Origin of the sequence: Rhodococcus sp. NBC_00294, from assembly GCF_036163995.1 — a bacterium.
Classification (GTDB): domain Bacteria; phylum Actinomycetota; class Actinomycetes; order Mycobacteriales; family Mycobacteriaceae; genus Rhodococcoides.
This window is the reverse complement of sequence record NZ_CP108043.1, coordinates 426,803-448,055: the sequence shown is the minus strand read 5'-3', so window position 1 is coordinate 448,055 and position 21,253 is coordinate 426,803. Positions and strand designations below refer to the sequence as shown.

Sequence of the window (21,253 nt, the reverse complement as noted above, 5' to 3'; positions counted from 1 at the left end):
TCAGGCCGCGTTCCACCGCATCCGGACGGTCGTGCCGTCCTCCGACGAATCCACCGACGCCTCGTGCGCGAGCGCATGGATGAGGGGAAGCCCTCGACCTCGGCGCGGATCGTTGCCGTTGTCGACCCAGGATCCCCGATCGGTCACGTCGATGGTCACCTCGCCGGCCCGCGGAGTACGCACCTCGAGTCCGACGGTGCGCACCACGGTGTCCGCGGAGCGCTCGTAGGCGTGCTCGACGCTGTTGGCCAGTGCCTCGTACGTGGCCAGGGTGATGTCCTGGCACAGGTCCTCGTCGAGGCCGCGGTCGCGCAGCCACGCGAGCACCGTCGTACGCACACCGGTCAGCGCCCGAGGCTCAGCGGGGATGTCCTGCAGGATCAGATCGCGGGTCGCGTCACCACGGTCGGTGACCGGCATGTCGTCGGCGACGTCGGTGATCATGGAAGCCCTGTACCCACTGCGCGCAGATTTTGCACATCCATGGTCGAGATCACTCGGTCGAATCGGACCGATCGTTCACCGGACCGAGCCGGCGGCGCAGCGAGACGGGCAGTACGAGGCAGACCGAGACGAACAGGGTGGCCGCCACTGCGCACGCGATGATGCCCGCGGTGGGACCCACCACCAGGTCGAAGATGAGCAGCGGTACGCCGGACATCGCGGTGCCGAGCAGGACGAAGCCGGCGAGAGCGAACCGGTTCGCGTGGTCGACGAGCTGACGCAGTGCCCGGCGACGGAACAGGATCCTGTGCAGAGCCACCGGCGCGACCAGAAGAATGGTGGCGGTGACCGATGCTCCGAGCGTCACGAGGTACACGGCCTGCTCGTACGTCTCGAGTTCCGGAAACCGGGCCTGGAACGGGAGGGTGAGCAGGAAGCCGGTGAGCAACTGGATACCGGTCTGCACCACGCGCAGCTCCTGCAGGAGGTTCGACCAGTTGCGATCGAGGCGCTCGGTCTCGGTCTCGTGCCGCTCGCGTGCGTTCCAGTCCGACCCGGTCAGGGGCCCGTCCGCTGTCATTCGGTGATACTACGGCGGAACCTCCGATACCCGGCGTCGTGCCTGTTTGACGGCTTGTACGATGACTCGGCTGTGGAATGGACGAAACCTTTTCTCGCCCGTGACCGATACGGGGCTGGAACAGGTACGAATCACTGACGATCCGGGGGGTCACGGTGTCGGGACATGCCACGTCGGAACCATCCGACGGTGGCCTCGTAGAACGGACACGTCATGCAGAGGAGCGCACTCCGGCGCCAGAGTGAGTCGGCGCGACACTATGTCGACTTCTCGGCCACGGACTCCACGCTGCAGACCCTCACGACTCTCGCGGCGACCACGTTGGGGTTCTCCGCCGCGCAGCTCAACATCCTCGACGAGGACGTGCAGTACACCCGTGCTCAGCACGGGGGACCGTTCCCGCACACACTGCCGCGCTCCGTCACCGCCTGTCAGCACGTCGTCGCGTCCGCGGGGCCCGTCGCGGTCTCGGATTCCGGCCTCGACCGGTTCTCGAACGATCCGGTCCGGGCGGCCACCGCACAGTCGCTGCACGCCCTGTCCCTCGGGTCCTACGTCGCGGTACCGCTCCGTGGACGCGAAGGGCTGATCATCGGCACCCTCTGCGTGCTGGACACCGAGCCGCACCCCGCGAACGAGTACACGGTCACCACTCTCACCGAGTTCGGTCGGGTGGTCGAGACCCATCTCGAGGCGCTGCGTGGTCACGGGCGCTCGAAGACCGCCGGGTGCGTCCGCGCTGTCGCGGCCGCGATCGAGCGGGGCGAGATCACCCCCTGGTATCAGCCGATCGTGGACGTGTCGTCCGGCGCCGTCACCGCGGTCGAGGCTCTCGCCCGCTGGACGCGTCCGGGCGACGGCACCACTGCGCCGTCGATGGTGAGTCCCGCGGACTTCCTGCCCACCATCGAGGGCAGCGACCTCGAGATCGACGTCGACCACGCGGTCCTCGTCCGCGCGCTCGTCGACTTCGAGCGGTGGATGGTCGACGCTCCCGAGATGGACCTGCACGTCAACCTGTCCGCGCGGCATCTCGCGGCCCCCGACGCGGTGCACCACCTGATCGAGATCGTCGCCGCGTCCGCGGTACCGGCGGCGCGCGTGGTCTTCGAACTGACCGAGACCGTGTCGCATGCTCGACCGGCACGGGCACACGAGTTCGTCAGCGCCCTGCAGGCCGTCGGGTTCCGGGTGCTGCTCGACGACATCGGCATCGGCTTCTCGTCGCTCGAACGCCTCGTCGACTTCCCGGTCGACGGATTCAAGATCGACGCGGGCATCGCGCGCACGCTCGGTACCGCCGCGGGCGACTCGTTGGTCCGCGCACTGGCCGGATTCGCGGTCGACACCGGCCGTGCCCTGGTCGTCGAGGGAATCGAAAGCGACCACCAGGTCGCGGCCGCCCGCCATACTGGGTGCACTCGCGTCCAAGGATTTCTCTACTCTCGTGCGGTGCCCGCGCGCGATGTTCGCTCTCTGCTCGATTAGGGGGCGCTCTCGTGGGTACTCCCCATCGTCGCGTCCTCCGGGACGCGTCGGCGGGACGGCCAGGATCGGGGACATCATGCGCAACGCGTACACAGCTCAACTCGAGGGATTGAACGACGATCTGTGCGCTCTCGCGCAGGCGGCGGAGACCGCCATGCGCGACGCCAGCATCGCTCTGCTGGACGGCGACCTGCAGGCTGCGGAGTCCGTCATCGCCCGCGGCGAGGTACTCGGCGAACTCGGTGCCCGCTGCGAGGATCAGGCTGTCACCGTACTGGCGCTGCAGGCACCCGTCGCGGCAGATCTCCGGCGAGTGTTCTCGGCCGTGCGCATCAGCAGTGACCTCTCACGGATGGTCGGCCTCGCGGTGCACATCGCCGAAGCCGCACGCCGTCGCTTTCCCGAGCCGATCGTTCCCGATCATCTGATGCCGCAGTTTCGCGAGATGAGCGAATTGTGTCTCGACATGTCCGGTCGAATAGTCGACGCACTGCGTACGAGTGATCTCGGACGTATCGATTGTCTGAGTTCACAGAACGATCGGGTCGATTCTCTCAAGACAACGGTCGTGGACACCGTGTCGGCGGACGATCACGGGCACGACGTGATGAATGCCGTGGACATCGCACTGCTGGGACGGTATTTCGAGCGCTACGCCGACCAGATCATCGATGTCGCGTCGCGGATCGTCTTCTTCGTGAGCGGCCGCAAACAAATGGCCTGAGGGTCCTCTGAAATTGTGTCGTTCGAACACGCTAAATCTGTGTGAACTCACCGTGTGATTCACCGCACTGTGGTTGTCTGAGCGAGCCTTGCGGGAAGGCAATAAGCTACCGACTGCCCTGGTACACGTATCAGCGGTCGAGTCCCAGGCGGATCCAGTCGAACGGAACGAGGTACACGTGTCTGCTCCCAGCCCGGCGGAGAGCGAGTCGGCCGAGCGCCGCGACGTCGCACTGCCGCGGGCTCGGCGATCGCGGAGGGCGACCTCGCGACGCGACTGGGAGCGCGCGTACATGGACCGGCTCCGGGTGACCGACGTGCTCGTCGTCGTCGCCGCCGTCGCCTGCGCACAGGTGGTGCGCTTCGGTCGGCCGGATCTCGAGGTACCGCGCGCGGCGTTCAACTACACGTTGGTCTCGGTCACCCTCGCGCTGACGTGGATCGCATTCCTCGCGATCTTCCGCACCCGCTCGCCGCGTGTGCTCGGCGGGGGAGCCGAGGAGTACAGGCGTCTGCTGTCCGCCACCTTCCGCCTCTTCGGGCTCGTGGCCATCATCTCGTTGCTCTTCCGCTTCGAACTGGCGCGGGGCTACCTGGCCATCGCACTGCCGGTCGGGCTGATCGGGCTCCTCGTCTCGCGGTGGCTCTTCCGCAAGCACGTGGCTCGCGGACGTCGTCGCGGCGACTATCAGACGTCGGTCGTCATCGTCGGCAGTCACAGCTCGGCCCTCTCCATGGCGCGGTCGTTCAACCGCGACGGGAGTGCCGGATACGCCGTGGTCGGGGTGTGCCTGCCGCGCACCCAGTCGGTCACCGAGGATCAGCTGTCCGTCGACGGTCTCGAGATTCCCGTCCTCGGCAACGAGAACGACGTGCTCGATGCCATCGAGGCCACGGGCGCGGACACCGTCGCCGTCACCGCGACGGACCACATCGGCCACGAGGGCATCCGCCGCATGGTCTGGGATCTCGAGAAGAAGAACGTCGATCTGGTCGTGGCTCCCGGCGTCGTCGACGTCGCCGGCCCGCGCCTGCACATGCGGCCGGTCGCCGGCCTCCCGCTCATCCACGTGGAGAAGCCGCAGTACAACGGTGCGAGCCGCTTCGGGAAGACGGCGTTCGACATGGTGTTCGCCGTGGTCGCCCTCGTCGCCGTGGCCCCGCTGTTCCTCCTCGCCGCCCTTCTCGTCAAGGCCACCAGCAAGGGTCCGGTGTTCTACCGGTCCGAGCGCATGGGCCTCGACGGCACACCGTTCCAGATGATCAAGTTCCGCTCGATGGTGCAGGACGCGGACGCTCGGGTGTCGGAGTTGTTGGCGCTCAACGACAGCGAGGGCGGCGTCCTGTTCAAGATGCGCGAGGATCCGCGTGTCACCAAGGTCGGCCGCGTGATGCGGCGGCTGAGCATCGACGAGCTGCCGCAGTTCTTCAACGTGCTGCGCCGCGAGATGTCGATCGTGGGCCCGCGGCCGCCGCTGCGCCGCGAGGTGGAGACCTACGACGGCGACGTGCGCCGCCGGCTGCTGGTCAAACCCGGTCTGACGGGCCTGTGGCAGGTGAGTGGCCGCTCCGACCTGTCCTGGGAGGAATCGGTGCGCCTCGACCTGAGCTACGTCGAGAACTGGTCCATGACAGGTGATCTGCTCATCGTGCTGAAGACCCTCAAGGCCGTCGTCGGCAGCGACGGCGCGTACTGAGTCGACCGCTCATCGGATGGCCGCGAGCACCTCGGCGGCGATCTCGGGCATCGTGGCGGACCGCGACGACGCCGTCGACGCCAGTCGCGCGACCGCGGCAGGTGCCTCGCATCCGTGCCGCACCATCAGTGCACCCACGGCGAGATCGATCGCGGCGCGCGCATCGAGGGACAGCCGGATGCGCTCGGTGACCACGGCCCCGAGTCGCTCGAGCAGTACGAGCTCGTCTGCGGCCGCACGGATGCGTTCGTGCAACGACTGCTCCGGGTCGCTCGTCATGGGTCTCCGTGTTCTCGGTCGTTCGCCCGTTCACGAGTGCAACGGTGCGGGAAAACTCTACGCCGGTCGCCCGCGCGGTCCAGACTTGTCGCTACGGTTGACTCGCGGCACACGGGGCATTCCTCGGGTCGCGGACAACGGTGTGGACGTCGATCGACGAGGAGTGAGTGCAGGTCATGACGACGCGATCGGGTGGTGACGACGACGCGCACGCACCGTTGTCCATCACCGACATCGCCGATCTGTGCCGCAGTGTCGTGCAGTTGGTCGAGGTGGACGGCGCCGCCATCACCGTCATGAGCGGCACCACGCGCGAGTTGGTCTACGCCACCGACGCCGTGTCGCAGTACCTCGACGAACTGCAGTTCACCACCGGTCAGGGTCCCTGCGTCGACGCCTTCCACCGTGGCCGGACCGTGTTCGTCGCCGATCTCGACAGCGAGGCGGAGGAGCACTGGCCCGGATTCGCCGCCGACGCGTCGGACGGGGGCGCGGCCGCTCTGTTCGCCTTCCCGCTGCGCGGCGGCAACACCGTGTTCGGCGTGCTCGAGCTGTATCGCGCATCCGTCGGTGAACTCAGCGACGAGTTCGCCGCTGTCGCCCAGCTGACCGCGGACGCGGCAGCCATCAGCCTGCTGGAAGCCTTCGCGCCCGGCCTCGGCGCGGGACAGTCGCTCGGCGACGCCTCGGACGACTCGCCGCTGGGCGACCATCGCACCCGGCCCTACGTCAATCTGGCCGTCGGCATGATCACGGTGCAGATGCGGGTGTCGCCGACCGAGGCGCTCGCCCGGCTGCGCGCCGCGGCGTACTCGGCCCGACGCCCCGTCGACGACATCGCCCGCGAGGTGGTCGAGCGCAAGGTGCGCTTCTCCACCGACGACACCGCGTCGGACTCGACGACGAAAGGACAGCCGTCGTGACTTTCCCGCCCACTTTCGACCCGCCCGGCACCGGCCCCGTCGGTGACACCGACGTGCCGTCGCCCGTCGTCGTCCTCGCCGAGTTGACGGGCCATCTGGCCGCCGGGGTCGACGCCCCCTATCTGCTCCACCTCCTCGCCACCCGCACCCGCGAGGCCCTGCGGGCCGCCGCGGTGTCGGTGGTGTTCGACGGGTCCGGGTCGGTCGACCTCGACCTGGTCGCTGCGGCCTCGACCGGGTTGCTCGACCGATCGCTGTCCGTGGGCGGACCGGTGGCGATGTGCGTGCGCACCGGCGCGGCCGTGCTGCTCGACGATCTGGAGAACGCTCCGGGGCGCTGGCAGGACCACGCCCGCGAGGCGCGTGCGGCCGGCATCGGCGGTATGCGTGCCTACCCGGCTCGGATCGCGAACCGGGTCATCGGCGCCGTCGTGGTCCACACGTCGGGGCCGTGGCGGGCACCGGGTCACGCGGCGGCGTTCGTTCAGGCCGTCGCGGATCTGGCGGCGTTGGCCGTCAGCGTCGACACCGAGGGCGACGTGCGCCTGTCGGTCGAGGCGACGCGTCGACAGCAGGTCCTCGAGGACGCCGCCGTGATCGATCAGGCCATCGGTGTGCTCGCCGAGACCCATGGTCTCGGCATCGGCCCCGCGACCGACCTGCTCGTCACCGACGCCCGCCGCTCACGGACCTCGCTCGCAGATCGGGCGCGTGCGGTGATCGATGCCCTGAGCTGACCGGCTCGTTTCACGGCCCCCTGCCGGGGTACCGCAGGTCCATGACCGACACCTCGACCGACGACCGCCCCGCCGTCGCGCCGGCCGTCACCGGCCCACGGGCCCTCGCCTACGCGGCGCGGCTGATGGGACCTTCAATCACCTCGGGGGTGATCCTTCGTCGTCCGGCGGCCATGGCGCTGGCCGAGAAGGTCGACGCCGATGCGGCCACGCTGGCCGCGATGCGGGAGCTGCGACTCCGGTACGGCTCCGCGCCCGTGCAGTTGGCTCTGCCCGGTCGCACCATCGCCGTCGTGCTCGACCCTGCCGATGTCCGGCGCATCCTCGTCGACTCCCCGGAGGACTTCACGGCGGCGAACCGGGAGAAGATCGGCGCGCTGGGACCGTTCCAGCCGCACGGGGTGCTCATCTCCCGTGGCCGGCTGCGCGACGAGCGACGTGCGTTCAACGAGCAGGTCCTGGACACCCCTCAGCCGCTGCACCATCTCGCGTCGGCGTTCGTGGCCGTGGTGGACGAGGAGGTCGACACTCTGCTGTCCGGTCCCGGTGCGGGAGCGCCGCGCCCGGTGTCGGCGGACGAGTTCCTGCAGCTGTGGTGGCGGGTGGTGCGCCGGGTCGTGCTGGGTGCGTCCGCGCGCGACGACGAGACGGTGACCGACCGTCTGCGCTCCCTGCGCGGGAACGGTAACTGGTCGTACTTCGTACCGCAGCGACGCCGTGCGCGGGATCGCTTCATCGACGACCTGTACTCGTATGTCGATGCGGCGGAGCCGAACTCGCTCGCCGCCGTCGTCGCGCACAGTCGGGTGGGCGGTGCGGTGGACCCGGTGGGTCAGATGCCGCAATGGCTCTTCGCGTTCGACGCGGCCGGTATGGCGACGCTGCGGGCGCTCGCGCTGCTGGCCTCGCATCCCGACCACGAGCGGCGGGCCGTCGAGGAGGCGAGCGCGGGTGACGTCGGCCGTCCGCAAGCACTGCCGTTCCTGCGGGCGTGCATCCTGGAGTCGATTCGTCTGTGGCCGACGACGCCGGCGATCCTGCGGGACTCGACCGTCGACACGGAGTGGACCGGTGATTCGAGCACTCGAATCGTGCGAGCCGGCACGGCGTTCGCCATTCTGGCGTCCGGGTTCCACCGGGACGCGGACGCGCTGCCCTTCGCCGATCGGTTCGCGCCCGACATCTGGCTCGACGGCACCGCGGAGCAGTACCCGCAGCTGGTGCCGTTCAGTGCCGGGCCGGTGGTGTGTCCCGGTCAGAATCTCGTGTTGTTCACCGCGTCGTCGATGCTGGCGTCGATTCTCGCTCGGTCGGGGGTGGCTCTCACGAACCCTGCGCTCGCACCGTCGCGACCACTTCCCCCGACTCTGAACACCTACGGCGTCGAGCTGTCTCTCGAGCCCCGAACCTGAGTCCCCGACCTGAAGGATCTGCTGTGACAGAACAACTTCCGTCCATCGCCACGGCTTCCGTCGCCGAGCTCGGCGGCCGCACCAGCGTGTTGACCCGGCAACGCGACGACCACATCGAGCTCGACCAGTTGCTCCACGAGCTCGGCGAGACGCCGGCCGCAGATCGTGCCGACGTGCTGAACCGCATCTGTCGGCTCGTCTTCCCGCACGCGTTCGCCGAGGAGTCGGTGCTGTGGCCCGCGATCCGGAAGTGGGTGCCGGACGGCGAGTCGCTGACCCTCGAGATCGAGCGCGAGCATCAGGAGATCAACGAGCTGTTCTCCACGCTCGAGGAGAAGGGCGACGGCACCGACGAGGGGAGCGCGCTGCTCGATCGCATCGTCGTCCTGCTGCGTGAGGACGTGCGCGACGAGGAGGACCGGCTGTTCCCGATGCTGCGCCGCGCGATGAACGACGCGCAGCTCCGTCGGCTCGGCCTGGCGTGGACCGCGGTGCGGCGCACGGCCCCGACGAGGCCGCATCCGGTGGTGGCCCGCCGCCCACCGGGCAACGTCGTCGCCGCGCTGCCGCTCACGGTGCTCGACCGGTCGCGGGACGCACTGGACGTGGTGTCGAGGCGGGTGACCACGCCGTCGGCGGTGCAGTTGCTGCAGCGCACCAGCGGACTGCTCGCGACGGTGGCGGGTGCTGTGGAACACGTGCCGCCGCTGACCCGAGGCGAAGACCCGTCGACGCGGTCGGGGCGCACTACTCGGCCGGAGTGACCTGACCCGACGGCACGCGCGTGTGCGCTGTCATCAGTAGCTTGCCGAGTTCGGTGGACAGAGCGTCCGGTGCATCGCCGAGCGAGCCGATGTCGCGGACCAGTTGCTCGGCGAGAGTCCGTACCTTGATGTTCGTGGTCTGCGAGCGCCAGAGCAGCAGGTCGAAGGCCTTGTCGGCCGACACGTTGAGTCCCAGCATCAGGGCGCCCTTGGCCTGCTCGATCGCGGCGCGGGACTCCATCGCGGCGGCGTAGGTCTCGACCTGCCTGGCGGCGTGCTCGGAGTTCTCCGCGCCGGTCAGGGCGGACTGGGCGGCCTGCACGAACACCCGCATCGCCGACTCGTCGACGGAATCGAACCGGTGGCCGGTGTGGCTGTAGAGATTGAGGGCGCCGATGTGGGCACCACCCGCGGTGACGGGCGCGGACAGGAAACTCGCGACGTCGAGGTGATCGATCGCCTTCGCGAACACGGGCCAGCGCTGGGACACGTCGTCGAGATCGGCACGCACCACCTCGTGGGTCAACGCCGATTCGATGCACGGTCCCTGCTCGCTGCGGTATTGGGCCTGGTCCACCTCGAGGACGAACGTCTCGGTGCTCGCGGCGGTCTGCGGCCTGCCGCGGCGGAACACCGTGACGCCCGCTGCGTCGGCGTCGGGAATCGCCGTCACGACGCGCGCGCAGATCGTGTCGAGCGCGCCGTCGGCCGTGTGGGAGACGGCGAGCGCACTGTCCAGGTCTGTCAGGGCCTCCGCCAACAGGGCCAACGCCCGTCGTTCGTCCGTGGTGTCCGCGCTGTCGGTCATTACCGCATCTCCCAACTTCGCCGACTCATCACTCGACGACCCGTACGCGGAGTGCGAGACCACCGTACCGCTGTCGGGCTGTCCGGTTATAGTTGCGCGGAAGGCGATACCCCGCCCGGCGTCCAGCAGTAGGCGTCGGCACTGGTGGGTGTCGCCTTTTGTCGTCCGGTCTGCGACGACCGAGTGACGACGGATGATGAGAGAACCGAAGGGATCAGCACCACACATGAGCAACGACGGTCGGCCGCCGAGCTCCGAGCACCTCGATCTGGTGCGCACTCTGGCCGAGCTGGCGCGCGAGTTCGCCGGGTCGCGCCAGGTCCGGACGATCGACGAGGTTCTCGATCACGTCCTCGCGGTGTCGGTCGATCTGATCGACGCCGCGGATCACGCGTCGGTGCGGCTCGCGGCCGATGTGTCGGGGCCTGTGGAGCCCAGCCGCACGAGCAGCGACATCGCGGCCGCACTCGACCGGGTGCAGAGGCGACCGGGGGACGGACCGACCGTCGATCTCCTGCATCGGTCCTCCGAGGCGGGCGTGGACCTCGCTGCCGTCGTCGCCGGTCCGGTGCATCGTTGGCCCGGTCTGGCGGAGGCGGCCGACGCTGTCGGTGTCCGTGCTCTGGCCGCCGTACCGCTGGCGATGCACGAGCGCACGCTGGGAGTGCTCACGCTGTACTCGTCGTCGACCGCGGCGTTCGACGAGGACAGCCTGACCGTGGCGACGGCGATCGCGGCGCACGCCGCCATCGCGGTGCAAAGTCTGCAGAAGGAAGCGCAGTTCCGGTCCGGTCTCGCGTCCCGCGACATCATCGGTCAGGCCAAGGGCATGCTGATGGAGCGGTTCGAGGTGGACTCGGTCCAGGCGTTCGAGATGCTCTCGAAGTTGTCGCAGAACAACAACCGACCGCTGCACAAGCTTGCCGCGGACATCGTCGAGGCCGGAGCCAAGCTGCGCTACCCGTCCACCTGAGGCAGGGTCGCGGCGAGTCGGTCGAGCAGAGCCTCGAGCGCTTTCTCGAACTCGGGCAGGCCGAGATCGCGCGCCAGCTCCGCCTTCATCCGCACCACGGTGGGGAACTCCGTCGGGTCGATGTCGTCTCCGGGCTGAGCGGTGGCGCGGGGATCGTCGGGATCGTTGGGGTCCGTCGGACCGATCGAGACTCCCTGCGCCGAGACCTCGAGCAACAGCTGTCCGAGCAGGAAACTCGTGTACGAGCGGTAGGCGGCGGCCGCGGCCGCGTCGTCGAATCCCCATTCCTTCAGGCTGGAGAGGAAGTTCTCGAGCCACCGCACGCTGCGGAGTGGGGGCCGCACCCACGGCGCGCTGTTCGGCCGGGTCGCGATGAGCGGGAACACCTCGGGATGTTCGAGCGCCATCCGGCGCACGCCGTGCGACAGCCGCTGCAGGTAGTCCTGCCAGCTCGAGGCGCCCTTCATCAGCACCTGCGGGTCGCTGCCCAGATCGTCGATGACCTGGTCGACGATGCCGTCGAGCAGTTCTTCCTTGCCACCGAAGTAGTGGTAGAGCGCCATCGCCTCGACGCCGAGACGCCCGCCGAGTCGGCGCATCGTCAGATCACGAGCGCCGTTGTCGTCGATGAAGGCAATGCCCGCGCGCAGGATGACGGTGCGGGTGAGCTGACCCCTACCGGGCGGTGGCGTGGTGCCGGGTGTCGAACCCACGATGAATCGACCCCCCGTTGTCTCGAGACTCGGACGCACCGAGTGGTGTCGACACTAGGCGTGTTCTGGCACGGTCACCACATGAGCACCGAGCACCTGTCCGTCCACGACGCCATCGCCGCACGTCGGGACGTCCGTAGCGAATTCAGCGGTGAGGTGGTCGACGACGCCGTCCTCACCCGCCTTCTCGCCGCCGCCCACCGCGCACCCAGTGTCGGGAACACCCAGCCGTGGGACTTCGTGATCGTCCGACACCCCGAGACGCTGGGGCGATTCGCCGCGCACGTGGCGCAGTGCCGCGCCGACTTCGCGGCATCACTGCCCGCCGACCGCGCCGAGACCTTCGACCCGATCCGCGTCGAGGGGATCGAGACCAGTGGCACCGGCGTCGTCGTGACGTACGACGACTCCCGCGGTGGTGAGCACGTTCTGGGCCGGGCCACGGTGCGGGACACGGGCCTGCTCTCCGTGGCCCTGGCCATCGAGAACCTGTGGCTCGCAGCGGTGTCCGAGGGTGTCGGCGTCGGGTGGGTGTCGTTCTACGACGAGGCGGTGCTGCGGGACATCATCGGCCTGACCGGCGACGACGCCGTGCGTCCCGTCGCGTGGCTGTGCGTCGGTCCGGTGACGCAGTTCCAGGAGGTTCCGGACCTCGAGCGGTTCGGGTGGCGTCCGCGTCGGCCCCTGTCCGACGCCGTGCACCGGGAACAGTGGGGCCGTCGGGGTTAACGTCGCCGGGTGACCTCCTCGCGTCGGCGTTCCCCGGTGAGCGCGCTGACGCGTCGCGGTGTCCCGATCGGTCGAGCCGACATCACCGTCGCGGAGGCAGCCGACGCGATGACCCGGGCGCGGTCGAGCACCCTCGTCGTGCAGTGCCCGGGCTCGGTGTGGGGAGTGGTGACCGACGGCGACCTGCGCCGACGCGTGATCGCCGCGGGCCTGAGCACCGCGGCACCGGTGTCGGCCGTCGCATCCGTTCCTGCCGTCACTGTCGACGCCGAGGTGCCCGTCGCGGAGGCGGCCGCCCTCGCGCTCACTGCGGGTGTCCGCCGACTGGTGGTGCTGGATGCGAGTGGGGGCGTGCTCGGCATCGCCCTCGAACAGGATCTGCTCTCGCCGGCGCTGCGTGCGGGCACAGCGCTGCGCACCGCGGTGGAGCGCTCGGCGAGTGTCGACGATCTGGTCGAGGCGTGCGGGCGGCTTGCCTCGGTGACGTTGTCGCTGAACGATTCCCGCGTCCCGTCGGCCGACGTGACGGCAGTGCGATCGTCCGTGGTGACGGCCACCGTGCGCCGGGCCGCCGAACTGCTGGGCGACGACGCGTCCACCTGGCTCGTCTCCGGAAGCGTCGCTCGGCGCGAATCGGTCCCGTCGTCCGATGTCGAGACGGCGCGGGTGGGCGGCCCGTCCCCGATGGGGTCGGACGTGCACGCCGTACTCGAACGCTGCGGTCTCGCAGCCGATCCCCATCACGCGAGTGCCGCGTCGCCGCGCTTCGTGCGGACGGTCGACGAGTGGTCCGACGCGGTGGCAGGCTGGGTGGCCGATCCGTACGAGGACACCGGTGTGGTGATGCTCTCGCTCGCGCTCGATACGCGTCCGGTGGTGCCTGGCGGATGGACACCGGCGGAGCCCGCGCGCGCCGCGCTGGCCGACGCCGCTCACTCGCGACTGCTGATGTTGCGTGAGGCGACGACGATCAAGGCGCGGGTGACGCTGCGGGACAAGCTCTTCCGTCGTGCGGACACGATGGACGTGAAGGCGGGGATCCTGACTCCCATCGTGGACATCGCGCGCTGGGCCGGTGTCTCCGCCGGGCACGACGCCGTGGGCACGCCGGCTCGGCTCGAGCACGGTGCTCGCGCGCAGGTGCTGTCCGAGGACGACGCCGCGGTGCTCGCGGAATCGTTCGACGTCGTCCAGCGCATCCGGCTGCGGCACCAGTGCGAGGCACTGCGCGACGGCCGCCCCGTCGACGACCTGGTGCGCCCGTCGGACCTCACGCCCCTCGACCGGAGCCTGCTCGACGCGGCTGCGCGGGAAGTGGCGGGCGTGCAACGGGCCTCGGCGTACCTGGCTCGATGAGGCCGTCCGAGGAACATCCCGACACCTTCGCCGGGCTCACCCCGGAGCAGTGCCACGCCGTCGATCAGGCCGTCGCCGCCGAACGGCTCGAGGGATGGCGTCCCACGCCGGCGGACCTGGCACTCCTCGTCGCCGAGTGTCGCGGCGAGACGGTGCTGCCGTCGGTGCGCGAGGGGCTCGTCGACGACGGACCGAGGCGTGAATCACGCTGGGCGGCACTGCGTCCGCGGCACACCCCGTACCTGCTGCCCGGGTCGACGACGCTGCGCAACGTGCTGGGCATCGTCGACGCGGCCGAGTTGCACCGCGCGGAGAGCATCCTCACCGCACTCCGTCTGGTCCGCTGTCACACCGGGCGGGCCGACCTCGGGGGCGCCGTCGGTGTGCACCGCCTGCTGAGCGTGCACCGCTACGTCTTCCAGGACGTCTACGTGTGGGCAGGCGACGTGCGCACCGTGGAACTGTCGAAGAACGGCACCGCGTTCGCGAGGTGCTCCGTCGTGTGGGACGGCCTCATGGGCGTGCACGAGACCATCCTGAGCGCCGACTGGGCGGCCGCCGACCGGGGGGAGCTCGCGTACCTCCTGAGCCGCACCTATGCCGACCTCAATCAGGTGCATCCCTTCCGTGAGGGCAACGGACGGGCCGCGACCATGCTGCTGCATCTGCTCGTCGCGCCGACCGGGTTCCGGCTGGATCTGACCGACGTCGAGCGGCGGGACTGGATCGCCGCATCGCAGGACTCGGCACCGTTCCGCCAGGCCGGCGCACCGTCCGCACGCCCCTTCCTCCCCCTCTTCCTGCGCGCCCTGAGCTCGTAACGCACTCGCAACATCTCGATACATCACGGACACCACCGCGGCCGCTGCGTCCGATTAACTATCACTCGACAGATACACCCCTCCCGTCGATGGAGAACACCCATGAGCCAGGCCGTGCTCCCACCCCCGTCGGACCGTCACGCGGACGGCGACTCCGACGATCTCCTCGAGTTCGGGTACGAACAACAGCTGCATCGCAAGCTGGGGAAGTTCGCGTCCTTCGCGGCGGGCTTCTCGTTCGTCTCGATCCTGACGACGATCTTCCAGCTGTTCGGCCTGGGCTTCAGCTTCGCCGGCCCGGCGTTCTTCTGGGCGTGGCCGGTGGTGTTCGTCGGCCAGTTCATGGTGGCGCTGTGCTTCGCCGAACTGGCCGCGCGCTACCCCATCTCCGGGGCCATCTACCAGTGGTCACGCCGCGTCGGCGGTGAGATCACCGGCTGGTTCGCCGGATGGTTCATGATCATCGCGCAGATCGTGACGGCCTCCGCCGCCGCCATCGCACTGCAGGTGGTGCTGCCGAACGTCTGGAGCGGCTTCCAGATCGTCGGCACCGACACCGCACTGACCTCGTCGGACGGCGCCACCAACGCCGTCGTGCTGGGCACCGCGCTGCTGGTGATCACCACGACCATCAACTCCATCGGTGTCAATGCCATGGCGCGCATCAACTCGATCGGCGTGACGTGCGAGATCGTCGGTGTCATCGCGGTGATCGGCGTGTTCTTCACTCATGCTCAGCGCGGACCGGACGTCGTGTTCGACACCGGCGGCGTGCCCGTCGATTCCGGCTACATCGGGGCGTGGATCGTCTCGGGACTCATGGCCGCCTACGTCATGGTGGGATTCGGCTCCGCCGGCGAACTGGCCGAGGAGACGAAGAATCCCCGTCGGGTCGCACCGCGCACCATCCGTCTCGCGCTGTCCGTCTCCGCGCTGGGCGGCGGGCTCATGATCATCGGTGCGCTCATGGCGGCACCCAGCCTCACCGACGGTGAACTCGCGACGCAGGGCCTGCCGTACGTGCTGAACTCCGTGCTCTCGTCCCCGTGGGGCACCGTGCTCCTGATCGACGTGGCCATCGCGATCCTCATCTGCACGTTGGCCATTCAGACTGCCGCGTCCCGGCTCATGTTCTCGATGGCCCGTGACGGCCGGCTTCCCGCGTCCCGTGTTCTCGGATCGGTCAACAAGACCACGGGCACGCCCATCGCCCCGGCCGTCGTCATCGGGCTGGGCTGCGTTCTGGTGCTCGTGGTCAACGTCGGCAACTCGGCGATCTTTTCCACCCTCGCCAGCGTGTGCATCGTGCTCATCTACCTCGCCTACATGATGGTCACCGTGCCGCTGCTCCTCCAGCGGCTGAAGGGCTGGCCCCACAACACCACCGGCGCACCGAAGGTCGACTCCGAGGGCAAGCCGCTGTTCACCCTCGGCCGCCTCGGCCTGCCCGTCAACCTTCTCGCCGTCGTCTACGGCGCTGCCATGGTGGTCAACCTGTCCTGGCCGCGCCCCGAGATCTACGACCCCTCCGGCGATTTCCCGCTGCTGCGCTGGGCCGCGCCCCTCACGGTGCTGGCCGTCGTCGCCGTCGGTGCGCTGTGCTTCCCGCGCGGCAAGGCCCACCCCAACCCCGTCACCACAGGAGTGTCCGCATGACCGCCACCACCACAGCTGCCCGCGAGCACGCCCGGTCGCAGGCTCGGGAGATCACCGACTCGATGCCGGTGGTCCCACCCTCCCTGTGGCCGCACGAGGTTCCCGGAACCGATGCCGCGTCGCTCGTCTGGGCCGAGACGGTTCCCGGCGGGCGGTACACGACGAAGGTGCTCCAGCGCGGAACCCGAGTCCGGTTGCGCGACCTCGACGGAGCGGCCTGCGCGCACGTCCTGCTCCACCGTGCCGACGCACCGTGGGAACGCCTCAACACCGCCGACACCGTCAAGGTGCCGTGGCAGGCGTACATGGGGGTGGGTCATCCGCTGCTGTCCGACCAGGGGCGGGTGATCGCCACTGTGCTGGCCGACTCGTCCGGACACCACGACGCACTGTGCGGTACGACGACGCTGCTCACCAACACCGCGAAGTACGGTGACGGCAGCGCGTACTCGGCGTCGCCCGCGGGCCGCGAGTTGCTGATCCTGGCCGCCCTGAAGAACGGCCTCGGTCCCCGCGACGTGCCGCCGACACTCAGCTTCTTCCACGGCGTCACCGTCGATCCCGACGGGGCGCTCCGCAGCACGGGTTCCGCGGGTGCCGGCCGCGAGGTCGACCTGATCCTGCACCTGCCGGTGATCGTGAGCATCGCCAACACGGCGCACCCGATCGATCCGTCGCCCACCTTCGACACCACGTCGCTCGAGGTGCTGGCCTGGCCGTCGCCGCAGGATCTCGAGGCGCTGCCGAACACCGACCCCGAATACCTCCGTGCCGTCGCCAACACGGAGGACACGTACGCAGCAGGAGGCTCGAAATGACCGCAGCAGTACAGGAACTGGCGCTGGTGGCAGGCCGGGTGATCCTCGACGAGGTCGCACCTGCCCGTGGCCCGTGGTCCGCCGTCGTGCGCGCCGGTGACGTCCTCACTATCCTCGACCTGGAGGGCAACCAGGCCGTCGACACCCTGGTCTACGGCGCCGACGACCACACCGTCCGCTACAGCGCACCGGCCACCATGGTGGGCCAGGGCAACGTCTACCTCACCACGGGAACGGTGCTGCGCGACAGCGAGTCCCGGCCGATGATGACCATCGTTGCCGACGAGGTGGGCAATCACGACACGATCGGCGGTGCGTGCTCGCAGGAATCGAACACGCTGCGCTACGGCCACCACACCAAGCACCAGCACGCGTGTGTCGAGAACTTCGTGCTCGAGGGGTCGCGGTGGGGTCTGGGCAAGCGCGACATCGTCTCCAACATCAACTTCTTCATGAACGTCCCGGTCGACGCGGACGGCACCCTGGGCATCGTCGACGGACTGTCCGCGCCGGGCAAGCGGATCGCGCTGCGCGCGGAGATCGACTCGCTGGTCCTGATCTCGAACTGCCCGCAGATCAACAACCCGTGCAACGGTTTCGACCCGACACCGGTTCGTCTGATCGTGACGCGGCCCGCATGAGCATCCGCGTCGAGCGCCCCGGCATGCTCACCACCATTCAGGACTGGCCCGGCCGGGTGGGGTACTGGAAGGTGGGAGTACCCCCGTCGGGGCCGATGGACGACCTGTCGCTGCGGTTGGCCAACGTCGCCGTCGGCAACCCGGAGGGAGCGCCGGCGCTCGAGACCACGATGAGCGGTCCCGCACTGCGTTTCGACGACGAGACCGTCGTGTGCGTCACCGGTGCGGACGCACCCGTCACGGTGAACGGCGAGCCCGCCGAGCGCTGGACTCCGATCACGGTGCCCGCGGGCGGGGTGCTGGACGTGGGTGCGGTGTCCGGGGCCGGTCTGCGGATGTACGTCGCGATCCGCGGCAGCGTCCTGGCCGAGGAGTACCTCGGCAGTGCGTCGACCTTCACGCTCGGGACGTTCGGCGGGCTCGACGGCCGTGTGCTGCAGGCGGGCGACGACCTCGCCCCGGCGGATCGCGCGACCGGCACGCCCGCACCCGTGCCGATGGAACACGTTCCGGCGCTGACGCACTCGTGGCAGCTCGCCGTCACGGAGGGCCCGCACGGAGCACCCGAATTCTTCACCCGCACCGACATGGACACCATTCTCGGCACCGACTACGAGGTGCACTTCAACTCCGATCGCACCGGCGTGCGGCTGGTCGGACCCCGCCCGGACTGGGCGCGTACCGACGGGGGAGAAGCGGGTCTGCACCCGTCGAACATCCACGACAACGCGTATTCGGTCGGGGCGCTGGACTTCACGGGCGACACCCCCATCCTGCTCGGTCCCGACGGCCCGAGCCTGGGCGGTTTCGTGTGCCCGGTGACGGTGGTCGCGGCCGATCGCTGGAAGCTCGGTCAGCTGCGCCCCGGTGACACGGTGCGCTTCGTCGCGCTCGAGGCCGCCGCGGCCGCCTCGAAGAACACGCTGGGCGTCGGCCGGCGCGCCGGCCTGCCCGTGGTGTTCTCGCGCGGCGGCGACGGGGACGACGGTGTCATCGCGCGCCGCGACGGCGCGACGCCGGTCACCTACCGACGCTCCGGTGACGACAACATCCTGGTCGAGTACGGCGAGATGTCCCTCGACCTGGCACTGCGGGCCCGCGCGCACGCGCTGCACGAGGCCGTCGAGGCCATCGCCCCCGCCGGGTTGGTGGATCTGACGCCCGGTATCCGGTCGTTGCAGGTGAAGGTCGACCCCGACGTGCTGCCGACTGCGAAACTCCTCGATCTGCTGCTCGAGGCCGAGGACGCGCTGCCGGACACCTCCGAGCTCACGGTGCCCAGTCGGCATGTGCGGCTGCCGCTCTCGTGGGACGACCCGTCCACGCGCGAGGCGATCCAGCGCTACATGCACGGCGTACGCTCCGACGCGCCGTGGTGCCCGTGGAACATCGAGTTCATCCGCCGGATGAACGGGCTCGAGTCCGTCGACGACGTGTACGACACGGTCTTCGATGCCGAGTACATGGTGCTGGGCCTGGGCGACGTGTACCTCGGTGCGCCGGTGGCGACTCCGTTGGATCCACGGCACCGCCTCGTCACGACGAAGTACAACCCGGCCCGCACGTGGACACCGGAGAACGCCGTGGGGATCGGCGGCGCGTATCTGTGCATCTACGGCATGGAGGGACCCGGCGGCTACCAGTTCGTCGGTCGCACCACGCAGGTCTGGAACCACCGACACCCCTCCGCAGTCAAGGGTTTCGAAGAGGGCACGCCCTGGCTGCTGCGCTTCTTCGACCGCATCTCCTGGTACCCCGTCAGCACCGAGGAGCTCGCCGACATGCGCGCCGATCTCGCGGCCGGGCGCGGAGCGGGTGTCGAGATCACCGACGGCACCTTCTCTCTGGCCGACCACGACGAGTTCCTGGCCGAGAACGACAGCTCCATCGCCGAGTTCCGCAAGAAGCAGGCCGAGGCGTTCGGCATCGAGCGCGATGCCTGGTCCGCGGCCGGCGAGTTCGCCCTCACCACAGCACAGGGAGCATGATGACGACCGCCACCGATCGAGTGTTGCTCGCGTACAAGCGTATTGCCGAGGTCGACCGCCCCGAGGTGTGGATCACGCTGCGCGACGAGGCGGACGTCCTCGCGGAGGCCGCCGGTCTGGACGAGAGCCTGCCGCTGTACGGGACCGTGCTCGCGGTCAAGGACAACATCGACGTCGCGGGTCTCCCGACGACGGCGGCGTGCCCCGAGTTCTCGCGTACCCCGGACGTCGATGCGACCGTGGTCGCGCGACTCCGCGCCGCCGGCGCTCTGGTGCTGGGCAAGACCAATCTCGACCAGTTCGCCACCGGACTCGTGGGAACGCGCAGCCCGTACGGCGCGGTGCGGCACGCGCACGACCCCGAGAAGATCTCCGGCGGGTCGAGTTCCGGCTCCGCGACCGCGGTCGCGCTGGGCATCGTGGACATCGCCCTCGGAACGGACACGGCAGGGTCGGGCCGAGTTCCTGCGGCCTTCGCGTCCCTGGTGGGCATCAAGCCGACGCTGGGACTGGTGCCGAACACCGGCGTCGTCCCGGCGTGCGTGGACTACGACGCCGTGACGGTCTTCGCCGCCGACATCACCACGGCCACAGCAGCCATGGCGTTCATGATCGGTGCGGACTCGGCGGATCCACGGAGTCGTGCGTGGCCCGCGACGGTGCCGTTGTCGGCGCCGCCGCGCCCCCGTGTCGCCGTTCCACGCACCGAGGATCTCCGCGCGCTGTGCCCCGAGTACGCGGAGGCGTTCGAGCGCACGGTGTCGGGACTGGACGCTGTAGGGATCGACCACGAGATCGTCGACATCTCCGTGCTGCTGGACGCGGCCGTGCTGTTGTACGACGGGGCGATCGTGGCGCAGCGCTACGCGGCGGTCGGCGAGTTCCTGTCGACATCGCCCGAGCACGCCGACCCGACCGTCTCCCGCATCGTGCTGGGCGCGAAGGATCCGGCAGCGCACGCGTACGTCGACGACCTCTCGACGCTGCTGGCGGCCAAGGCGCACGCGGCGTCGATTCTCGACGGGCTCGACGGCCTGGTGCTGCCGACGACCACCGAGCACCCCACCATCGCTGCGGTACAGGCGGATCCGCTCGGCATCAATCGCAGGCTCGGCACGTTCACCAACTTCTGCAACCTTCTCGACATGGCGGCGGTCGCGGTGCCGGGTGCGCGCACGACGGCGGGTGATCCCTTCGGCGTCATGGTCGTGGGCCCCGCGTTCACCGATCAGGTACTGCTCGACATCGGTGCCGCGGTGGCGGATCAGGACACGGCGGTACTCGTGGAGGGCGGCGTGGACGTGCTCGTCGTCGGCGCGCACCTGCGAGGGTTCCCGCTGAACGGTCAGCTGGTCGAGCGTGGTGCGCGGTTCGTCGGTGAGGTGAGCACCTCCGCCGACTACCGCCTGGTCGATCTGGGCACCACGCCGCCCAAGCCCGGACTGGTGCGCGGCGGCAGCGCCTCCATCGCGGGCGAGCTGTATCGGATGGCCCCGGCGCACCTCGGCACGTTCCTGGCCGGGCTGCCCGCACCGATGGGCCTGGGATCGGTGACGCTGTCCGACGGTCGGGAGGTGGTCGGTTTCATGTGCGCCGCCGATGCGGCGGAGGCGGGCACCGACATCACCGAGTTCGGCGGCTGGCGGGCCTACACCGCGAATAGTGGAGTCCGAACCCCGGATTCCGGGGTCTGAGTTCCACGA

The 21,253-nt window shown here is 69.4% G+C and carries 21 protein-coding genes; 16 read left to right on the top strand and 5 right to left on the bottom strand.

All coding sequences use genetic code 11. The features are described from left to right. Both OHB23_RS02040 and OHB23_RS02035 read right to left on the bottom strand, forming a co-directional pair. On the bottom strand, window positions 1–444 hold the full coding sequence (locus OHB23_RS02040) for an ATP-binding protein (RefSeq protein WP_051613502.1): 444 nt from the start codon (window positions 442–444) through the stop codon (window positions 1–3). A 49-nt stretch (window positions 445–493) separates the two neighbouring features. Next, window positions 494–1,024, bottom strand: coding sequence for a DUF6328 family protein (locus OHB23_RS02035; protein ID WP_328810774.1), 531 nt, complete (start codon window positions 1,022–1,024; stop codon window positions 494–496). Between the two features lie 213 nt (window positions 1,025–1,237). Here OHB23_RS02035 and OHB23_RS02030 point away from each other — a divergent pair, with 213 nt between their 5' ends. From OHB23_RS02030 to OHB23_RS02020, 3 genes are all read left to right on the top strand, one after another. Continuing rightward, a complete protein-coding gene (locus tag OHB23_RS02030) occupies window positions 1,238–2,512 on the top strand; it encodes a sensor domain-containing phosphodiesterase (RefSeq protein WP_222646733.1) in 1,275 nt (424 codons plus the stop codon). A 76-nt stretch (window positions 2,513–2,588) separates the two neighbouring features. Continuing rightward, on the top strand, window positions 2,589–3,236 hold the full coding sequence (locus OHB23_RS02025; RefSeq protein ID WP_222646732.1) for a phosphate signaling complex PhoU family protein: 648 nt from the start codon (window positions 2,589–2,591) through the stop codon (window positions 3,234–3,236). Window positions 3,237–3,528: 292 nt separating this feature from the next. Continuing rightward, window positions 3,529–4,932: a sugar transferase gene (locus OHB23_RS02020; RefSeq protein ID WP_037186361.1), complete on the top strand. Its 1,404-nt coding sequence runs from the start codon at window positions 3,529–3,531 to the stop codon at window positions 4,930–4,932. Between the two features lie 9 nt (window positions 4,933–4,941). Here the strand turns inward: OHB23_RS02020 and OHB23_RS02015 are convergent, their stop codons facing one another. Further along, window positions 4,942–5,211 carry an ANTAR domain-containing protein gene (locus tag OHB23_RS02015; RefSeq protein ID WP_328810773.1) on the bottom strand — a complete coding sequence of 90 codons (270 nt, stop codon included), beginning with the start codon at window positions 5,209–5,211 and terminating at the stop codon, window positions 4,942–4,944. 176 nt (window positions 5,212–5,387) lie between these two features. On the opposite strand from OHB23_RS02015, the gene OHB23_RS02010 reads away from it, so the two are divergent. Genes OHB23_RS02010 through OHB23_RS01995 form a run of 4 tightly spaced genes read left to right on the top strand, consistent with a single transcriptional unit; the run spans window position 5,388 to window position 9,047 of the window. Beyond that, entirely contained in the window at window positions 5,388–6,134 is a 747-nt protein-coding gene (locus tag OHB23_RS02010; RefSeq protein WP_056443790.1) for a GAF domain-containing protein, read from the top strand. Then, entirely contained in the window at window positions 6,131–6,871 is a 741-nt protein-coding gene (locus OHB23_RS02005) for a GAF and ANTAR domain-containing protein (RefSeq protein ID WP_328810772.1), read from the top strand. The genes OHB23_RS02010 and OHB23_RS02005 overlap by 4 nt, the downstream gene beginning before the upstream one ends. A 41-nt stretch (window positions 6,872–6,912) precedes the next feature. Then, window positions 6,913–8,283 carry a cytochrome P450 gene (locus OHB23_RS02000; protein ID WP_328810771.1) on the top strand — a complete coding sequence of 457 codons (1,371 nt, stop codon included), beginning with the start codon at window positions 6,913–6,915 and terminating at the stop codon, window positions 8,281–8,283. Window positions 8,284–8,306: 23 nt separating this feature from the next. Continuing rightward, a complete protein-coding gene (locus tag OHB23_RS01995) occupies window positions 8,307–9,047 on the top strand; it encodes a hemerythrin domain-containing protein (RefSeq protein ID WP_328810770.1) in 741 nt (246 codons plus the stop codon). On the opposite strand, the gene OHB23_RS01990 is transcribed toward OHB23_RS01995, so the two are convergent. Then, window positions 9,031–9,855, bottom strand: a complete 825-nt coding sequence (locus OHB23_RS01990) for a GAF and ANTAR domain-containing protein (RefSeq protein WP_328810769.1) — start codon at window positions 9,853–9,855, stop codon at window positions 9,031–9,033. The two genes, OHB23_RS01995 and OHB23_RS01990, sit on opposite strands and share 17 nt — an antisense overlap. A 226-nt stretch (window positions 9,856–10,081) precedes the next feature. Between OHB23_RS01990 and OHB23_RS01985 the strand changes: the two genes are divergently transcribed. Then, on the top strand, window positions 10,082–10,828 hold the full coding sequence (locus OHB23_RS01985; protein ID WP_328810768.1) for a GAF and ANTAR domain-containing protein: 747 nt from the start codon (window positions 10,082–10,084) through the stop codon (window positions 10,826–10,828). On the opposite strand, the gene OHB23_RS01980 is transcribed toward OHB23_RS01985, so the two are convergent. Then, a complete protein-coding gene (locus tag OHB23_RS01980; RefSeq protein ID WP_328810767.1) occupies window positions 10,813–11,541 on the bottom strand; it encodes a TetR/AcrR family transcriptional regulator in 729 nt (242 codons plus the stop codon). The two genes, OHB23_RS01985 and OHB23_RS01980, sit on opposite strands and share 16 nt — an antisense overlap. An 81-nt stretch (window positions 11,542–11,622) precedes the next feature. Here OHB23_RS01980 and bluB point away from each other — a divergent pair, with 81 nt between their 5' ends. From bluB to atzF, 8 genes are all read left to right on the top strand, one after another. Then, on the top strand, window positions 11,623–12,270 hold the full coding sequence (bluB, locus tag OHB23_RS01975) for a 5,6-dimethylbenzimidazole synthase (protein ID WP_222650708.1): 648 nt from the start codon (window positions 11,623–11,625) through the stop codon (window positions 12,268–12,270). 9 nt (window positions 12,271–12,279) lie between these two features. Then, window positions 12,280–13,626, top strand: coding sequence for a putative nucleotidyltransferase substrate binding domain-containing protein (locus tag OHB23_RS01970; RefSeq protein WP_328810766.1), 1,347 nt, complete (start codon window positions 12,280–12,282; stop codon window positions 13,624–13,626). Then, window positions 13,623–14,447, top strand: coding sequence for a Fic family protein (locus tag OHB23_RS01965; protein ID WP_328810765.1), 825 nt, complete (start codon window positions 13,623–13,625; stop codon window positions 14,445–14,447). Before OHB23_RS01970 ends, OHB23_RS01965 begins: the two co-directional genes overlap by 4 nt. Before the next feature lie 102 nt (window positions 14,448–14,549). Then, window positions 14,550–16,103: an amino acid permease gene (locus tag OHB23_RS01960; RefSeq protein ID WP_222638827.1), complete on the top strand. Its 1,554-nt coding sequence runs from the start codon at window positions 14,550–14,552 to the stop codon at window positions 16,101–16,103. Then, a complete protein-coding gene (locus tag OHB23_RS01955; RefSeq protein WP_328810764.1) occupies window positions 16,100–16,921 on the top strand; it encodes an urea amidolyase associated protein UAAP1 in 822 nt (273 codons plus the stop codon). Before OHB23_RS01960 ends, OHB23_RS01955 begins: the two co-directional genes overlap by 4 nt. Further along, window positions 16,918–17,562, top strand: a complete 645-nt coding sequence (locus tag OHB23_RS01950) for an urea amidolyase associated protein UAAP2 (RefSeq protein WP_328810763.1) — start codon at window positions 16,918–16,920, stop codon at window positions 17,560–17,562. The genes OHB23_RS01955 and OHB23_RS01950 overlap by 4 nt, the downstream gene beginning before the upstream one ends. After that, the gene (locus OHB23_RS01945; RefSeq protein WP_328810762.1) at window positions 17,559–19,550 is read left to right on the top strand and encodes a 5-oxoprolinase/urea amidolyase family protein; all 1,992 of its coding nucleotides are present in this window, start codon (window positions 17,559–17,561) and stop codon (window positions 19,548–19,550) included. The genes OHB23_RS01950 and OHB23_RS01945 overlap by 4 nt, the downstream gene beginning before the upstream one ends. Then, on the top strand, window positions 19,547–21,244 hold the full coding sequence (gene atzF / locus OHB23_RS01940) for an allophanate hydrolase (protein WP_328810761.1): 1,698 nt from the start codon (window positions 19,547–19,549) through the stop codon (window positions 21,242–21,244). The genes OHB23_RS01945 and atzF overlap by 4 nt, the downstream gene beginning before the upstream one ends. The last annotated feature ends 9 nt before the right edge of the window (window positions 21,245–21,253 follow it).

Excerpts from the sequence above, each read along its gene's own strand:
- OHB23_RS02040 (WP_051613502.1), bottom strand. The coding sequence starts at position 444 with ATGATCACCGACGTCGCCGACGACATGCCGGTCACCGACCGTGGTGAC.
- OHB23_RS02035 (WP_328810774.1), bottom strand. The coding sequence starts at position 1,024 with ATGACAGCGGACGGGCCCCTGACCGGGTCGGACTGGAACGCACGCGAG.
- OHB23_RS02030 (WP_222646733.1), top strand. The coding sequence starts at position 1,238 with ATGCAGAGGAGCGCACTCCGGCGCCAGAGTGAGTCGGCGCGACACTAT.
- OHB23_RS02025 (WP_222646732.1), top strand. The coding sequence starts at position 2,589 with ATGCGCAACGCGTACACAGCTCAACTCGAGGGATTGAACGACGATCTG.
- OHB23_RS02020 (WP_037186361.1), top strand. The coding sequence starts at position 3,529 with ATGGACCGGCTCCGGGTGACCGACGTGCTCGTCGTCGTCGCCGCCGTC.
- OHB23_RS02015 (WP_328810773.1), bottom strand. The coding sequence starts at position 5,211 with ATGACGAGCGACCCGGAGCAGTCGTTGCACGAACGCATCCGTGCGGCC.
- OHB23_RS02010 (WP_056443790.1), top strand. The coding sequence starts at position 5,388 with ATGACGACGCGATCGGGTGGTGACGACGACGCGCACGCACCGTTGTCC.
- OHB23_RS02000 (WP_328810771.1), top strand. The coding sequence starts at position 6,913 with ATGACCGACACCTCGACCGACGACCGCCCCGCCGTCGCGCCGGCCGTC.
- OHB23_RS01990 (WP_328810769.1), bottom strand. The coding sequence starts at position 9,855 with ATGACCGACAGCGCGGACACCACGGACGAACGACGGGCGTTGGCCCTG.
- OHB23_RS01985 (WP_328810768.1), top strand. The coding sequence starts at position 10,082 with ATGAGCAACGACGGTCGGCCGCCGAGCTCCGAGCACCTCGATCTGGTG.
- bluB (WP_222650708.1), top strand. The coding sequence starts at position 11,623 with ATGAGCACCGAGCACCTGTCCGTCCACGACGCCATCGCCGCACGTCGG.
- OHB23_RS01965 (WP_328810765.1), top strand. The coding sequence starts at position 13,623 with ATGAGGCCGTCCGAGGAACATCCCGACACCTTCGCCGGGCTCACCCCG.
- OHB23_RS01960 (WP_222638827.1), top strand. The coding sequence starts at position 14,550 with ATGAGCCAGGCCGTGCTCCCACCCCCGTCGGACCGTCACGCGGACGGC.
- OHB23_RS01955 (WP_328810764.1), top strand. The coding sequence starts at position 16,100 with ATGACCGCCACCACCACAGCTGCCCGCGAGCACGCCCGGTCGCAGGCT.
- OHB23_RS01950 (WP_328810763.1), top strand. The coding sequence starts at position 16,918 with ATGACCGCAGCAGTACAGGAACTGGCGCTGGTGGCAGGCCGGGTGATC.
- OHB23_RS01945 (WP_328810762.1), top strand. The coding sequence starts at position 17,559 with ATGAGCATCCGCGTCGAGCGCCCCGGCATGCTCACCACCATTCAGGAC.
- atzF (WP_328810761.1), top strand. The coding sequence starts at position 19,547 with ATGATGACGACCGCCACCGATCGAGTGTTGCTCGCGTACAAGCGTATT.